The sequence below is a fragment of the Nonomuraea sp. NPDC048916 genome, assembly GCF_040649575.1.
Lineage (GTDB): Bacteria > Actinomycetota > Actinomycetes > Streptosporangiales > Streptosporangiaceae > Nonomuraea.
The window spans coordinates 108,522-123,966 of sequence record NZ_JBEZFS010000017.1 but is presented as its reverse complement, the minus strand read 5'-3'; the positions used below and the strand labels follow the sequence as shown (position 1 = coordinate 123,966).

Below are 15,445 nucleotides of genomic sequence, written 5' to 3'. Positions count from 1 at the left end.
CGGGTGTCAGCCCTTGACGGCGCCGGCCACCAGGCCGGAGACCATGCGGCGCTGCACCAGAAGGAAGAAGACGACGACCGGGATGGTCATCATCGTGGAGCTGGCCATGATGGCCCCCCAGTCCGTGCCCTTCTGCCCGAAGAAGAACTGGATGGCGACGGGCATCGTGTAGCCGGACGACTCGCTCATCAGGACCAGCGCGAAGATCAGTTCGTTCCAGGCGGTGATGAAGGAGAAGATGCTGGTGGCCACCAGACCGGGGGCGACCAGCGGGAAGAGCACCTTCCAGAACGTGGTGAACCTGCTCGCCCCGTCGATCCAGGCCGCCTCCTCCAGCGACTTGGGCACCGCGGCGACGAACGTGCGCAGCATCCAGATGCCGAACGGCAGCGTGAGGCCCACGTTCACGACGATCAGGCCGAGCAACTGGTCGTAGAGGCCGAGCCGCTTGACGCTGAGGAACAACGGGATGAGCAGCGCCTCGGCCGGGATCATCTGCACGATCAGCAGCAGGATCAGGAACGTGTTGCGTCCCTTGAACCTGAAGCGGGCCACCGCGGTCGCCGCGAGCAGCGCGAAGACCGCCCCGATCAGCACCGTGCCGAGCGCCACGATCGCGCTGTTGCGCAGGTAGAGCCAGATCGAGTGACCGGCGACGCCCTCGCTCAGCACCCGCTCGATGTGCTCGAAGGTGAAGTGGGTGGGGAACGGGATGAACTCGGTGGTGAAGATCTGGTCGTTGGACTTGAACGCGGTCGAGACCATCCAGTAGACGGGGAAGATCGCGAACAGGAACACCAGGAGCCCGGTCGCGTTGAGGACGGCCCTGCCGAGCCGCTTGCGCGCGAGGGGGGTCATCACATGTCCTCCTGCTTGACCAGCTGCCGGACGTACACCGCGGTGACGATCAGCAGGATCACCGTCAGCACCAGGGCGATCGCCGAGCCGGTGCCCAACTTCTGCGGCGCCCGGAACGCCTCTGCATAGGAGTAGATCGACAGGTTGTACGCCTCACGGTTGCTGGGACCGCCCATGAGCACGTACAGCTGGCTGAAGACCTTGAAGTCCCAGATGATCGAGAGCACGGTCAGCACCGCGAACACCGGCTTGAGCAGCGGGAAGGTGATCTTCCTGAACGTCCGCCAGGCCGACGAGCCGTCCACCTTGGCCGCCTCGTACAGCTCGGCCGGGATCCCCTTGAGCCCGGCCAGCACGGACACCGCGATGAACGGGAAGCTCGCCCAGACGACGGTGAGGACCAGCACCATGTAGATGGACCAGGCGTCGTTGAGCCAGGGCTCGCCGGTCCAGTCGGCCCGGCCGAAGATCAGGCTGGACAGCCAGTCGGGCAGCAGGTTGAGCGCCCAGTTGATGATGCCCGCCTCGGCGTCGAACAGCCACTTCCAGATGATGCCCTGCGCCACCGGCGGAACGGCCCAGGCGAACATGATGCCGACCACCACGAACGTGGACATCTTGCGGCCGAGGTTGTTGAGCAGGACGCCCACGGCGGTGCCGACGACCAGTGTCAGCGTCACCGCGACGGCCGCGAAGACGACCGTGTTGCGCAGCGCGGACCAGAAGATCTCGTTGCCGAGGATCCGGGTGAAGTTCTCCCAGCCCACCGATTCGGCCGGCCTGGTCCCTCTGATCTGCGCCAGGCCCACCTTCTGGAAGGCCATGATCCCGACCTGGACCAGCGGGTAGAGCAGCAGCGCCCCGATCACCAGCAGGCCGGGGACCAGCAGCACGTAGGGGATCGACCAGACGGGCAGGCCGCTCGCCTTGGCCCGGCCGCGCGGGGAGCGGGGCCGCCCCGGGGTGGAGGAGCGTTCTCCACCCGGGGCGAGTGTCGACATGTCGGTCATGGGTCAGGAGGCGTTGAGGATGTCTTCGATTTCCTTGTTGGCCTTGGCCAGCGCCTCGTCCGCCGTCGCCTTGCCCTCGATGACCGTGCGGGCCGCGTTCTGCAGCACCGCCTTGGTCTCGTTGGCCTCGGTCCAGTTGGGGCTGGCGGGGAAGGCCTTGGCCTTGGCGAAGGCGGCGGCGAACGGCGCCTGGGCCGGGTCCTCGGCGAGCTTGGCCAGCGCGTCCGGGTAGACCGGCAGCAGCCCGCCGTCGGTGGCGTACTTGACGCCCCACTCCTTGCCGGAGGCGAGCCTCACGAAGTCCTTGGCGGCGTCCTTCTCCTTGGCGGTGCCCCACACGGCGATGTCGTTGCCGCCGAGGAACGACTGGGCCTCGCCGCCGTCCTTGGACGGCAGCGGGAAGAAGGCCAGCTTGTCACCCTTGAGCTTGCCCTTGCTGTCCTCTTCGATGCCCGGCAGGTCCCACGACGCGGTGAGGTACATGCCGACCTTGTTGTTGGCGAAGCGGGTGCGGATGTCCACGGTGTTCTGGGTCAGCCGCGCCTTGCTGGACAGGCCGTCGGTCACCAGGCCGGTGTACTGCGCGAAGCCGGCCTTGAAGCCCGGCTCGGTCACCTTGCCGACCCACTTGTCGCCCTCCTTGACGGCGTACTCGCCGCCGGCGGTCCAGGCGAGGGCGCCGAGCAGGTGGTTGGCGTCGGAGCCGCCGTTGAAGGCGAAGCCGTCGACGTCCTTGCCCTTCTCGGCCTGGATCTTCTTGGCCGCGGCGACCAGCTCGTCCCAGGTCTTCGGGATCTCGAGCTTGAGCTCCTTGAACCAGTCGGCGCGGTAGAGGACCGCCCGGCTGCCGCCGCCCCACGGCACGGCGTAGGTCTCGCCGTCGATGGTCTCGAGGCCCATGAGGTTCTTGGGGATCTGGGTCTGGTCTCCGGCGCCGACGATGTCGGTGATCGGCTCCAGGGCGTCCTGGCTCTGCCAGAGCGGCACCTGGTCGTTGCCGATCTCGGTCACGTCGGGCCCGGCGCCGCCGGCAGCGGCGGCGGTGAACTTGTCGTTCACCTGTGGCCAGGGGATCCACTCCACCTTCACCTTGGCGCCGGTCTGCTGCTCGAACGCCGCCACCAGCTCGTCGGTGTACTTCTGCGCCGCGGGGTTGCTGTCACCCAGGCGCCAGAAGGTCAGCTCCTTGCCCGCGTACTTGGGGCCGGAGGCGGAGGCCGCCGTGCTCGGCTGGGTGCTGGGGGCCTCGCCGGAGCCACAGGCGGCCAGGCCCAGGGCCAGCGCGGCCGTGGTGACCGTAGTGGCTGTGATCTTCGCGATCTTCACAGGATTCTCCCTTCCCGGGTGCTGGCCTACGGTCGGCACCTGGCTGAACGTCGATCTCGCGGACGAGTGCTGTTAAACTAACAAGAAACTTTCCTTAAAGAAACGCCTGTTAGCCGATCGTGACGAGAGGGGCGGGTCGTATGGGTAAGAGTCCGGGAATCCCCCGGCTGCTGCGCCGGCTGAACGATCGCTCGGCACTCGAACTCCTCCTCGCCGACGGTCCTCTCACCCGCGCCGAGCTGGGCGAGCTGACCGGGCTCTCCAAGGTGACCGCAGGTCAACTGCTGGCCCGCCTGGAGGAAAGAGGGCTGGTGGAGGTGGCCGGGGAGCGCGCGGGCGGACGGGGGCCGCACGCCGCCCTCTACGCGGTCGTCCCCTCCAGCGCGTACGTGGCCGGGCTCGAAGTCCTGCCCGACAGCCTCAAGGTCGGTGTGGCGGACATCACAGGCCGGATCGTGGTCGAGATCACCCTCAACCCGTCCGACACCAGGGACCCGGTCAGGGCGGTGCACGCCGCCGTCCAGAGGGCCTGCGCGACGGCCGGCGTGGACATCGCCCGGCTGCACGCCTTCGTCATCGGCACCAGGGGCGTGGTCGACCCGCGCAGCGGCGACGTCCGCTGGTCCTACGACCTGCCCTCCTGGCACGTCGGCGTGCTCGCCAGCCTGCGCGAGACGCTCGGCGTCCCCGTCACGATCGAGAACGACGTCAACCTGGTCGCGCTGGCCGAGCACCGCTACGGCGCGGCCACCGGTCACGACGACTTCGCGGTGATGTGGGCCGGCATCGGCCAGGGACTCGGCGTCATGCTCGGCGGCCGGCTGCACCGGGGCATCAGCGGGGGAGCGGGCGAGATCGGCTGGCTGCCCGTGCCGGGCGAGCCGCTGCCCGCCGACGTCTCCCAGCCGCAGTCGGGTTCCTACCAGCGCCTGGTGGGCCAGTCCGCGCTGCGCGACCTGGCCGAGGCGCACGGCGTGACCGGCGTCTCCGTGGCCGACCAGGTGCGCCACGGCGGCGACGCCTTCCTCGACGAGGTGGCGGGCAGGCTGGCCGTCGGCGCCGCCGCCGTGGCCGTGGTGCTCGACCCCGGGCTGATCGTGCTGTCCGGCGACATCGGCCGGGCGGGCGGGGCGCGCCTGGCGGACAAGGTCGAGAAGGCGGTGGCCCGGATCTGCCCCAGCCAGCCCAGGGTGGTCACTACCGGGGTGGCGGGCAATCCCGTGCTGCGCGGGGCCCTGGTGGCGGCGCTGGAACAGGCTCGCGAACAGGTCTTCTCCGACACTGTGTGAGAATTTCAGCCCATGTGGCAGCCATCGAGCGACATCGTGCTCATCTCCGACCCGCGGGTGGCCGCGATCCCCGTACGAGAGTCCGGCGAGGCGCTGGCCGACGTGAGAGGGCGGCTGCGCGTGGATCAGCGCCTGGCCGACGACGCCGGGGCCTACGCCCATCTGCGGTCGGGGCTGCTGGCCAGGCTCGAACGTGCCGAGCGGCGGCTCCCTGACGGGTTTCACCTGCTGGTCGTCGAGGGGTATCGGCCCGTCGCCACACAGCGCCGGTATTTCGAGGAGTATCAGAGCGAGCTCCAAGCCACGTTCCCCGAATTATCACCTGACGAGGCCTATATCGCGGCAAGTCGTTATGTGTCGCCTGTGGAGGTCGCCCCGCACACCGCCGGCGCCGCCGTCGACCTGACCCTCTGCGCGCCCGACGGCACGGAGTATGACCTGGGCACCCGGGTGAACGACAATCCGGAGGACAGCGAGAACGCCTGCTACACGGCCGCGGCGAACATCTCCGCCGGAGCCCGGGCCCACCGCAAGATCCTGGCCGCCGCCCTCGAATCGGCCGGTCTGGTCAACTACCCCACCGAATGGTGGCACTGGTCTCACGGCGACCGCTACTGGGCGTACACCAAGGGAGTCTCCGCCGCCCGATACGGTCCCGTAGATCCCCCCGTGTAGCGCCCCCACTGGGGAACGATGCACTCATGGAACTCTTCCCCGCGATTCCGCTGGCCGACTGGCAGGACACCAAGGCCACGCTGCACAGGTTCTGCCAGGTAGTGGGCAAGATCCGGCTCGCCGCCGGGATCCGGCGCAACCACTGGTGGAACGCGCCGTTCCACCTCACCGGCAGAGGTCTCACCACCCGCCCGATGGGGCAGACCGACGGCAACCCGATCTTCACGATCGACTTCGACTTCGTCGGCCACCGGCTGATCGTCACCACGATCGACGGCCGCGCGGTCTCCTTCCCGCTCTACGGCCAGTCCGTGGCGTCCTTCTACCAGGCCACCATGGAGGTGCTGGCGTTCATGGGCGTACGGGTCGAGATCGACCTGCCCCACCCGTTCGACCTGCCCGACGCCGCCCGGCCGTTCGCCGACGACACCGAGCACGCCCACTACGACCCCGTCCAGGTCATCCGCTACTGGCAGGTGCTCAGCCAGGTGAACCTGGTGCTGGAGGAGTTCGCCGCGGGCTACTCGGGCAAGATCAGCCCGGTGCACCACTTCTGGCACACCTTCGACATCGCCTGCACCAGGTTCTCCGGCCGCGTGGTCGACCAGCCGCCCGGCGTCGACCCCGTGACCCGCGAGGCCTACTCGCGGGAGGTGATCAGCTCAGGGTTCTGGTTCGGCGACGACGCCTTCCCCGAGCCGGCCTTCTACTCCTACACCGCTCCCGAGCCCGAGGGGCTGGACCGTGAGCCCCTGTCGCCGCCGGCCGCCCAGTGGATCGAGCAGCGAGGCGGCCACCTGGCCGTGCTGCGCTACGCCGACGCCCGGTCCGAGGCCGACCCGCGCGCCGCCGTGCTCGCCTTCTACGAGAGCGCCTACGAGGCCGGAGCGCGGCGCGCCGGCTGGGACATCGGCCGGCTGGCCTGCCCGGGCGGGATCACCGATCCGCAGCTGGTCGACGACCACTGAGACCCCCGCCGCGGGCAGTGGCCGCAGGGGTGGGATTCGGTGTCCTGCGAGGGTGGAGAGTTTCGCGGAGATACGACAACGGGCACAAACCGTACGGATGCTCCCTGACTACCCTGCGAGGTGGGTCGTGGTTCCGTTGATCGGGATTGAAGAGGAGTACCTCGTCGTCGATCCGCACACCCGCCACGTGGCGCCCCGAGCCGCCGAGGTGCTGGCCGCGGCGACCGACATGCTGGACGTGGCCCACGAGATCACCCGCTTCCAGGTGGAGGCCCGCACCGCGCCCTCCGCGGACCTGACCGAGCTGGGCGCGCAGCTGCGGGCCGCGCGCAAGGAGGTGGCCGGGGCGGCCCGGTCGTGCGGGCTGGCCGTGGTCGCCAGCGGCATCCCGGTGCTGGGCAACGTCATGCCGCCTCCGCTCAGCGACGACGTCCGCTACGAGCAGGGCCGCGTGCTCTACCGGGCGCTCCACGACGAGATCAGCATCTGCGCCCTGCACGTGCACGTCGACGTGCCCGACGAGGAGCACGCCGTCTACGTGGGCAACCACCTGCGCCCCTGGCTGCCCACGCTCATCGCGCTGGCCGCGAACTCCCCGTTCTTCGTGGGCCGCGACACCGGCTACGCGTCCTGGCGGGTGATCAGCTGGGGACGCTGGCCGGTGTCCGGGGCGCCGCCGTACTTCCCGACGTTCGCCGACTACGAGCTGGCGCTGCGGGCGCTGTCGGAGTCGGGCGCGCTGATGGACCCGAAGACCGTGTTCTGGGACGCCCGGCCGTCGCCCAAGCTGCCGACCGTCGAGGTGCGGGTCGCCGACGTGCCGCTGGACGTCAGCGACAGCCTCACCATCATCGGCCTGATCCGCGCCCTGGTCGTGACCGCGCTCGCCGAGGTGCGGCGCGGCGACCGGGGGCTGCCCATCCCGTCGGAGGTGCTGCGGGCCGCCTACTGGCGCGCCGCCCGCGACGGCCTGCGGGGTGACAGCCTGGACGTGCTGTCCGGCAGGCTCGTGCCCGCGCCGGTGATGGCGGGCCGCCTCCTGCGGCACGTACGGTCCGCGATGGCCGAGGCCGGTGACCTGCCGTTCGTCGAGGAGGGCCTGGACCGGCTGCTCCGGAGGGGATCGGGAGCGGTGCGCCAGCGCCGGGTGCACGCCCGCGGCCACGACCTGGCCGAGGTCGTGGACGACCTCATCGAGGCCACCGTCGCCTGAGGCGCTGACCGGAGGTGGCCCCGGCTCAGCGGCCGGCCGCGTAGCCCTGGGCGCCGCGCGGGTTGGCCGCCGCCTTCAGGAACACGCCGTCCCGGGCGACCGCGCTCAGCCTGCCCAGCGACCACGGCTCCCGCACCTCCACCTCGTGCCCGCGCCGCCGCAGCTCGGCCACCACCTCCGCCCCCACCCGGTCCTCGATGTGCATGACGCCGGGCCGGGACTCACGCGGGAAGAACGAGCTGGGAAAGTGCTCGGAGTGGAACATGGGGGCGTCGACGGCCTCCTGGAGGTTCAGGCCGCCGCCGTGCACGAGGGCCAGGAAGAGGTTGAGGCTCCACTGGTCCTGCTGGTCGCCGCCCGGAGTGCCGAACGCCACCCACGGCCGGCCGTCGCGGAGCGCGAACGACGGCGACAGCGTGGTGCGCGGGCGCGCGCCCGGCCGCAGCGAGGCGGGCAGCCCCTCCTGCAGCCAGAACATCTGCCCCCTGGTGCCCAGGCAGAAGCCCAGCTCGGGGATGGTGGGAGAGCTCTGCAGCCAGCCGCCGCTGGGGGTGGCGGACACCATGTTGCCGTGCCGGTCCACGACGTCCACATGGCAGGTGTCGCCGCGCACGCTCCCGTCGGGGGAGACGACCTGCTCGACGGCGCCGCGCCCCACGGTCGGCTCCCCGACGCCCGCGGACGAACGGGCGCCCGAGACGCCCGGCGCGGTGCCCGCCGAGCCGGGGGAGGGGAAGTCGGGCAGGCGCGGAACCCGCCCGCCGGGGCTGCCGGGACGCAGCTCGGCGCTGGCCTCGGGCCCCACCAGGGCCCGCCGCTCGGCGTTGTAGGCCTCGCCGAGCAGGTCGGCCATGGGCACGTCCGTGTCGCCGTACCAGGCCTCGCGGTCGGCGAAGGCCAGCTTCGCCGACTCGACCACCGTGTGCACGTAGTCGGCGCTGAGGTGCCCCATCCCGGTCAGGTCGAACCCGGACAGCAACGCGAGCTGCTGCAGGAAGACCGGCCCCTGCCCCCACGGGCCCGTCTTGCACACCGTGTGCCCGTGGTAGTCGAACGTGACCGGCTCCTCCACCGACGCCGTCCAGCCGGCCAGGTCGTCGCCGGTCAACAGCCCGCCGTGCACCTCGCCCGAGCTGTCGCGCCAGGCGGTCTTGGCGCTGAACCCGGCGATCGCCTCGGCCACGAACCCCTGGTAGAAGGCGTCGCGGGCGGCCGCGATCTGGCCTTCGCGCGTGCTCGACGCCGCCTGAGCCACGGCCACCAGCCGCCGGTAGGTCGCCGCCAGCACCGGGTTGGCGAGGGCGGTGCCCGGCGCCGGCACCCTGCCACCGGGCAACCAGGTCGCCGCCGACGTCGGCCAGTCGTCCACGAACAGGTCCCTGACCTGCTCGATCGTCGCGGAGATCCGCTCCAGCACCGGAACGCCGCGCTCGGCGTAGTGGACGGCCGGCGCCAGCACGTCGGCCAGCCGCCAGGTGCCCCACCGCTCCAGCATCAGCATCCAGCCGCCGAACGCCCCCGGAACGGTGGCCGCGAGCAGTCCGGTGCCCGGCACGACGTCGAGTCCCAGCCCGGCGAAGCGCTCGATGGTGGCGGCCGACGGGGCGACGCCCTGGCCGCACACGACCGACACCCGCTGCTCTGCCTCGCTCCACAACAGGATCGGCACCTCGCCGCCGGGGCCGTTCAGGTGCGGCTCGGCCACCTGCAGCACGAACCCGGCCGCCACCGCGGCGTCGAAGGCGTTGCCGCCGCGTTCGAGCACACTCATGCCGGTGGCGGCGGCCAGCCAGTGTGTGCCGGCCACCATGCCGAAGTCTCCGGTCAGCTCAGGTCTGGTGGTGAACAACACGTGTTCCTCTCATCGGGGGGAGGCCGCGTCCGGGACGCGGTCGGCCGTGACCAGGTGGCAGGCGGCGGGATGGCCGCCCCCGCGCGGGTCGGTCAGCTCGGGTTCGACGGTACGGCAGGCGTCGTACGCCAGCGGACACCTGGTGTGGAAGCGGCAGCCGGCGGGCGGGTCGACCGGGCTCGGCACGTCGCCGCCCAGCACGATCCGGCGCCGTCGGCGCTGCCTGACCGGATCCGGCACCGGAGCGGCCGACAGCAGGGCCTGCGTGTAGGGGTGCCGGGGCTCGGCGAAGATCTCGGCCGTGGGCCCCGACTCCACGATCCGGCCCAGGTACATGACGGCGATCCGGTCGGCCAGGAACTCCACCACCGACAGGTCGTGCGTGATGAACAAGCAGGAGAAGCCCAGGTCGCGCTGCAGATCGTTGATCAGGTTGAGCACCGACGCCTGCACCGACACGTCCAGCGCCGACACCGGCTCGTCGGCCACCACCAGCTTCGGCCCGAGGATCAGCGCGCGGGCCAGGCCGACCCGCTGCCGCTGCCCGCCGGACAGCTCGTGCGGGAAGCGGCCGCGCGTCTCGGGACGCAGCCCGACCTTCTCCAGCATGGCCGCCACCCGCCCGCCCACCTCGAGCCTCGTGGCCGCCTGGTGCCGGAGCAGCGGCTCGCCGACGATCTGCTCGATGGTAAAGCGCGGGTTCAGGGAGGAGTAGGGGTCCTGGAAGACGATGTGCATGTCCCTGCGCAGCGGGCGCAGCCGCCGGCGCGACAGGTGGGTGATGTCGCGGCCGTCGAGACGGATGGCGCCCGAGGTGGGCTCGGTCAGCCGCAGCACGCACCTGCCCACGGTGGACTTGCCGCTGCCCGACTCGCCGACCAGGCCGAGCACCTCGCCCTGGCCGATCTCCAGCGACAGGCCGTCCACCGCGCGGACCGGGCCGTAGTGCTTGACCAGGTCGTCGATCTGCAGGATCACTGCCGTCCTCCCGGGTGGAAGCAGGCCGCCAGGTGGTCGCCGGCCTGCCTGACGAGCTGGGGTCTGGACAGACGGCAGTCCGCCTGGGCGCGCGGGCAGCGCGCCTGGAACGCGCACTCGTCCGGATCCGACAGCGTCGAGGGCACCATGCCGGGGATCTCGGCGAGCCGCCCGCCGACCGCGGCCGACGGTAACGCCCGCATCAGCCCGAGTGTGTACGGATGACGAGGCGACGCGAACAGCTCGACGACCGGCGCCTGCTCGACGGCCCGTCCCGCGTACATCACCACGGCGCGGTCGGCGATGTCGGCCACCACGCCCAGGTCGTGCGTGATCAGGATGACCGCCGTGCCGAGCCGGTCGCGCAGGTCGCGGAACACGTCCAGGACGCCGGCCTGGATGGTCACGTCCAGCGCGGTCGTCGGCTCGTCGGCGATCAGCACGCGCGGCGAGCAGGCCACCGCGATCGCGATCATCACCCGCTGGCGCATGCCGCCGGACAGCTGGTGCGGATACTCCTTGACCCGGCGTCGCGGCAGCGGGATGCCGACCAGTTCGAGCAGCTCCACCGCCCGCTCCCGGGCCGCTCCCCGCGACAGCCCCTCGTGCCTGCGCAGCACCTCGGCGATCTGGTAGCCGACCGTGAACGACGGGTTGAGCGACGTCATCGGCTCCTGGAAGACGACCGACACCTCCTTGCCGCGGACCCGCCGCATCAGCGGCTCGGGCAGCGTGGTGAGCTCGCGGCCGTCCAGCCTGATCGAGCCGGAGAGCCTGGTCGTGTCGGGTGGCAGCAGTCTCGGCACCGACATCGCGGTGACCGACTTGCCGCATCCCGACTCGCCGCACAGGGCCAGGATCTCGCCCTCCTCCAGGGTGAGCGAGATGTCCCTGACCGCCTGGACGAGGCCGTCCTCGGTGTCGAAGCCGACGCTCAGGTCGTCGATCTCCAGCAGGCTCATCGTGCGCTCCTCGGGTCCAGCACGTCCCGCAGCCCGTCGCCGAGCAGGTTGAAGCCGAGCGTGGCCAGCGCGATCATCACGCCGGGCCAGATCGCCAGCCAGGGCGCGACGTCCAGGTACTGTTGCGCGGTCGTGAGCATCACGCCCCACGACGCCGTCGGCGGCTGGACGCCCAGGCCGAGGAAGGACAGCGTGGCCTCGCCGATGATCGCCGCCGGGATGGCCACCGTGGCCTGCACGATCAGCGGGCTGGCGCAGTTCGGCAGCACGTATCTGAGCAGGAGGTGACGGTCGCTGGAGCCGTCGGCGACGGCCGCGGCCACGTAGTCCATCTCCCTGATGTGCAGCACCTCGCCGCGCGTGATGCGGATGACGGCGGGCAACTGGGCGAAGCCGAGCGCCAGCACCACACCCTTCAGCGACGGCCCGATGATCGCCGCCAGGCCCACCGCGAACACCAGGAACGGGAAGGCCAGCGTCACGTCGACCAGCCGCATCACGACCGGGTCCAGCCAGCGCCGGTAGAACCCGGCGACCAGCCCGATCGGGATGCCGGCCGCCATGGCCAGCAGTGTCGACAGCACGCCCGCCTGCAGCGAAACCTGCGCGCCGTGGGCGATCCGGGCCAGCGCGTCCCTGCCGAGGTCGTCGGTCCCCAGCGGGTGCGCGACCGACGGCGGGGCCAGCGTGGCCGCGTAGTCCTGCGCCGACGGGTCGGCGGTCACCAGCGGACCGGCCAGCGCGAGCAGCAGGAACCCGATGACCAGCACCAGCCCCGCCATCGGCATCGGACGCCGTCTGAAGCGCCGCCACAACCTGCGCCGCCGTTCGGCCCGCCCCGTCCCCGGCGCCACGGCCGCCGCCTCAGCCATGACCGGCCCCGGACAGCCTGATGCGCGGGTTGAGGAAGGCGTACGCGATGTCGACCAGCAGGTTGACCAGCACGTAGCCGATCACCGTGACCAGCACCACGGCCTGGATGACCGGGTAGTTGCGGGTGAGCACCGCGTCGACGGTCAGCTTGCCGAACCCGGGGATGACGAAGATCTGCTCGGTCACCACCGCGCCGCTGATCAACGCGCCGAGCTGCAGGCCGAGCACGGTCACCACGGTCGTCAGGCTGTTGCGCAGCGCGTGGGCGCCCACCACCTTCGCCTCCGACAACCCCTTCGACCTCGCGGTCCGCACGTAGTCGGCCGACAGCGCCCCCAGCATGGCCGAGCGCGTCTGCCGCATCAGGATCGCGGCGAACCCGGTGCCCAACACCAGCGCGGGCAGCAGCATGCGCTGCAGGTTCGCGCCGGGATCCTCGGTGAAGGGGACGTATCCGGACGCGGGCAGCCAGCGCAGCGTCACCGCGAACAGCAGGATGCCGAGCAGGCCCAGCCAGAAGTGCGGCACCGACAGCCCGGCCAGCCCGAAGCCGGTGGCCAGGTAGTCGGCCGGGCGGCCGTGCCGTACCGCGGCGACGATGCCGGCGCCCACGCCGACGACGATCGCCACCAGCATGGCCAGCGCGGCCAGCTCCAGCGTCACCGGCAGCCGTTCGAGGAGGATGTCCCTCACCGGGATCCGGTCCTGGGTCGAGCGGCCGAGGTTGCCCGACAGGGTCTGGCCGAGGTAGTCGACGTACTGGGCGGGCAGCGGTTTGTTCAGGCCGAACTCCTGGCGGATGGCCTCCACCACGGCCGGCGAGGCCTCCTGACCCGCCATGACCACGGCCGGGTCACCCGGCAGCGCCCTGATCCCCAGGAAGATCAGGACGCTGGCCAGGAAGAGCACGATCACCGCCGACCCGCAGCGCCGGAGGATGAACCAGATCATCAGGCCACGAAGCCGGCGGTGGCGAAGCGCGGCAGGCCGTCCTTGAAGTACTGGACGCCGGCGACGTTCTTGTGCATGCCCAGGTAGTACTTGTTGTGATACAGGTACAGGATTCCGCGCAACTCCGCCGCACGCCGCATGGCCTGGGCGTAGAGCTCGGCCCGCCGGTTCACGTCGGACGTCGCCGCGGCCTCCTCGATCGGGTCGTCGATGCCGGGGTCGGACAGGCCGCTGTAGTTGTTGCTGCCGCGGCTGGTGACGATGTTCGTCAGGTTGCCGTCGGGGTCCACCCGTCCCGACCAGCCGACGAGCATGGCCTCGAACTTGCCGGCCTTGCCCTGCTCCAGCGTGCTGACGAACTCCGCGGTCTGCACGCTCACCTCGAAGCCCGCCTCCTTGGCCATCTGCTGGACGACCTGCGCCAGACGCTGGTTGGTGGCGTCGTTGGGCGTGGTCAGCGTCACGGCGACGGGAGCCGGCACGCCGGACGCCCGCACCAGTTCCTTGGCCCTGTCCAGGTCGCGCTCGGGACACCGCAGGTCCGGTGTGCGATAGGGGCTGTCCAGTGGCACGGGGAAGCAGTCGACCTCGTACAGGCCGTTGTAGACGGTCTTGTTGATCACCTCGCGGTCGAGGGCCAGCTCGAACGCCTCGCGCAGCTGCGGGCTCTTGCCCAGGGAGCCGGTGACCGCGCCCGCCTTCTCGGTGGCGCCCGAGGCGTTGCCGATGTTGATCGTGATGCCGAAGTAGCCGAGACCGCCGCCGGACACGACGCTGAGGCCGGGATCGGCCTGCACGCCCGCGACCGTGGTGGTGGCGAGCTGGTCGGCCACCTCGATGTCGCCCGACTTCAGGTTGGCGGCCCGTACGTTCGGATCGACGATGATCTTGTATACCAGCTTGTCCAGCTTCACCTTGGCGGCGTCGTAGTAGTCGGGCGCCCGCTCCAGCGTGATCTGACTGCCCGAGGTGCGCCCGGCGAACTTGAACGGGCCCACGCAGACGGGGTTCGTCCCGAAGTTGTCGCCGCCCTCGTCCAGCGCCTTCGGCGACATGATCATCCCGGCGCGGTCGGCCAGTTGCGCCGTCAGCGGCGTGAACGCCCGCGACAGGGTGAGCTTGACGGTCGCGTCGTCGACCACGCTCACCTCGTCCACCGCCGCGAGGTCGGCCTGCCGCGAGGACTTCTCCCACGTACGGTGCCGGTCCAGCGACTTCTTGACCGCCTCGGCGTCGAGCTCGGTGCCGTCGTTGAACTTCACGCCCTGGCGCAGCCTGATCGTCACCTCCTTGCCGTCCTTGGACACCTCGGGCAGCGCGGTGGCGAGCTGCGGCACCAGCGCGGACTTGGCGTCGATGTCGAAGAGCTTCTCGCACATGCTCGCGAACACCTCGCGGCCCACCAGCGTGGTGGAGACGCTCGGGTCGAGTGCGTCGGGGTCGGCGTTGAGTCCGATGTTGAGCGTGCCGCCGCTCTTGACGGTGCGGGTGTCGGCGGTGGCGTCGGACACGGACGGAGCGGCCGGGGCGCCGCTCGGCCCTCCGCCGCCGCAGGCCGTCAGAACGAGAAGGGATAAGGCCAGGAGTCCGGCGAGCCGGGGGGACGGTCTCATGATGCCTCCTTATAGAAGACTGTATACAAGACCCCGTTTCGAAGATGGTTCGTTGCTCGGTGTTGTTGTCTGAGTGTTTTCGAATTGTTCGAGTATTTTGTCAAACGTTCCGGTCATACAGTGCTATGGCACCGCAGGGGCGTCCGTGCCGCCCATGCGCTCCACGGCGCTGAGGAACGAGCGGCGGGCGGCCGCGACATGGGCGACGGCCCTGGCCTGCGCCTCGTCCTCATCGCCGGCCGCGATGGCCTCGCAGAGATCCAGATGCTCCGACCACGAATGCGGGCCTCGCGCGGCCGCCGTCTGGCTGAACACCCACTGCGCCCGCTGCAGCATCGGCGTCATCATCAGGTTGAGATAGGAGTTGCCCGCCACCTCGCCGACTTCCCGATGGAAGGCCGTGTTGAGATCGGCGACCTCCTCCAGCCGGCCGTCCTCCACCGCCTGCCGGGCGGTCTCGAGCACCTGCCTCAGCCGCTCGGCCGACTCGGGCGTGCGCTTGCGCGCGGCCAGCCGCGCCGCCAGCCCTTCGATCGCCATCCGCACGTCGAACAGCTCCTCGGCCTCTCCGGCCGACAGCCTCGCCACGGTGGCGCCGATCCGGGGGACGACCTGCACGAAGCCCTCGGTGGCGAGCACCCGGATGGACTCGCGCACGGGGTTGCGCGACACGCCGAGCGACGCCGCCAGCCGATCCTCGACCAGGCGTTCCCCTTGGGCGAGCTCACCCGACACGATCCGCCGGCGTATCTCAGCGGTCACGACATCCCTGAGGCTGCGATGGGCGCCGCCCAGTGTCAGATCAGTCATTCGACGGCCCATCGTATACAACCCGCCCTCACGCCAGGCCGGCCTCAGCCGGCACCCGAAACGCGGT

General features: G+C 70.7%; 14 protein-coding genes. 4 read left to right on the top strand and 10 right to left on the bottom strand.

Features of this window, described 5'->3' with window-relative positions:
* Positions 1-6 precede the first annotated feature (6 nt).
* From AB0C16_RS20150 to AB0C16_RS20140, 3 genes are read right to left on the bottom strand one after another with little or no spacing between them, the layout of a single operon-like run.
* A complete protein-coding gene (locus tag AB0C16_RS20150; RefSeq protein ID WP_357684963.1) occupies positions 7-858 on the bottom strand; it encodes a carbohydrate ABC transporter permease in 852 nt (283 codons plus the stop codon).
* Entirely contained in the window at positions 858-1,859 is a 1,002-nt protein-coding gene (locus AB0C16_RS20145) for a sugar ABC transporter permease (RefSeq protein ID WP_357684961.1), read from the bottom strand. The genes AB0C16_RS20150 and AB0C16_RS20145 overlap by 1 nt, the downstream gene beginning before the upstream one ends.
* A 12-nt stretch (positions 1,860-1,871) precedes the next feature.
* Positions 1,872-3,194 carry an extracellular solute-binding protein gene (locus tag AB0C16_RS20140; RefSeq protein ID WP_357684959.1) on the bottom strand — a complete coding sequence of 441 codons (1,323 nt, stop codon included), beginning with the start codon at positions 3,192-3,194 and terminating at the stop codon, positions 1,872-1,874.
* A gap of 140 nt (positions 3,195-3,334) precedes the next feature.
* Here AB0C16_RS20140 and AB0C16_RS20135 point away from each other — a divergent pair, with 140 nt between their 5' ends.
* From AB0C16_RS20135 to AB0C16_RS20120, 4 genes are all read left to right on the top strand, one after another.
* Positions 3,335-4,483 carry an ROK family transcriptional regulator gene (locus AB0C16_RS20135; protein WP_357684957.1) on the top strand — a complete coding sequence of 383 codons (1,149 nt, stop codon included), beginning with the start codon at positions 3,335-3,337 and terminating at the stop codon, positions 4,481-4,483.
* Positions 4,484-4,495: 12 nt separating this feature from the next.
* Positions 4,496-5,158, top strand: coding sequence for a M15 family metallopeptidase (locus AB0C16_RS20130; RefSeq protein ID WP_357684955.1), 663 nt, complete (start codon positions 4,496-4,498; stop codon positions 5,156-5,158).
* 26 nt (positions 5,159-5,184) lie between these two features.
* On the top strand, positions 5,185-6,126 hold the full coding sequence (locus tag AB0C16_RS20125; protein ID WP_357684954.1) for a DUF5996 family protein: 942 nt from the start codon (positions 5,185-5,187) through the stop codon (positions 6,124-6,126).
* A gap of 127 nt (positions 6,127-6,253) precedes the next feature.
* Positions 6,254-7,339, top strand: a complete 1,086-nt coding sequence (locus AB0C16_RS20120; protein WP_357684952.1) for a glutamate--cysteine ligase — start codon at positions 6,254-6,256, stop codon at positions 7,337-7,339.
* A gap of 25 nt (positions 7,340-7,364) precedes the next feature.
* Here AB0C16_RS20120 and AB0C16_RS20115 read toward each other — a convergent pair whose 3' ends face one another.
* The 7 genes from AB0C16_RS20115 to AB0C16_RS20085 all read right to left on the bottom strand — a co-directional run bounded on the left by AB0C16_RS20115 (position 7,365) and on the right by AB0C16_RS20085 (position 15,378).
* A complete protein-coding gene (locus AB0C16_RS20115; protein ID WP_357685262.1) occupies positions 7,365-9,149 on the bottom strand; it encodes a gamma-glutamyltransferase family protein in 1,785 nt (594 codons plus the stop codon).
* Positions 9,150-9,200: 51 nt separating this feature from the next.
* A complete protein-coding gene (locus AB0C16_RS20110; protein ID WP_357684950.1) occupies positions 9,201-10,169 on the bottom strand; it encodes an oligopeptide/dipeptide ABC transporter ATP-binding protein in 969 nt (322 codons plus the stop codon).
* Positions 10,166-11,131 (bottom strand): ABC transporter ATP-binding protein, encoded by a 966-nt coding sequence (locus AB0C16_RS20105; RefSeq protein ID WP_357684948.1) that lies wholly within the window; start codon positions 11,129-11,131, stop codon positions 10,166-10,168. The genes AB0C16_RS20110 and AB0C16_RS20105 overlap by 4 nt, the downstream gene beginning before the upstream one ends.
* Positions 11,128-12,003, bottom strand: coding sequence for an ABC transporter permease (locus tag AB0C16_RS20100; protein WP_357684946.1), 876 nt, complete (start codon positions 12,001-12,003; stop codon positions 11,128-11,130). Before AB0C16_RS20100 ends, AB0C16_RS20105 begins: the two co-directional genes overlap by 4 nt.
* Entirely contained in the window at positions 11,996-12,955 is a 960-nt protein-coding gene (locus AB0C16_RS20095; RefSeq protein WP_357684944.1) for an ABC transporter permease, read from the bottom strand. Before AB0C16_RS20095 ends, AB0C16_RS20100 begins: the two co-directional genes overlap by 8 nt.
* Positions 12,955-14,568, bottom strand: a complete 1,614-nt coding sequence (locus AB0C16_RS20090) for an ABC transporter substrate-binding protein (RefSeq protein WP_357684942.1) — start codon at positions 14,566-14,568, stop codon at positions 12,955-12,957. The genes AB0C16_RS20095 and AB0C16_RS20090 overlap by 1 nt, the downstream gene beginning before the upstream one ends.
* 123 nt (positions 14,569-14,691) lie before the next feature.
* On the bottom strand, positions 14,692-15,378 hold the full coding sequence (locus AB0C16_RS20085) for a GntR family transcriptional regulator (protein ID WP_357684940.1): 687 nt from the start codon (positions 15,376-15,378) through the stop codon (positions 14,692-14,694).
* Positions 15,379-15,445: the final 67 nt, after the last annotated feature.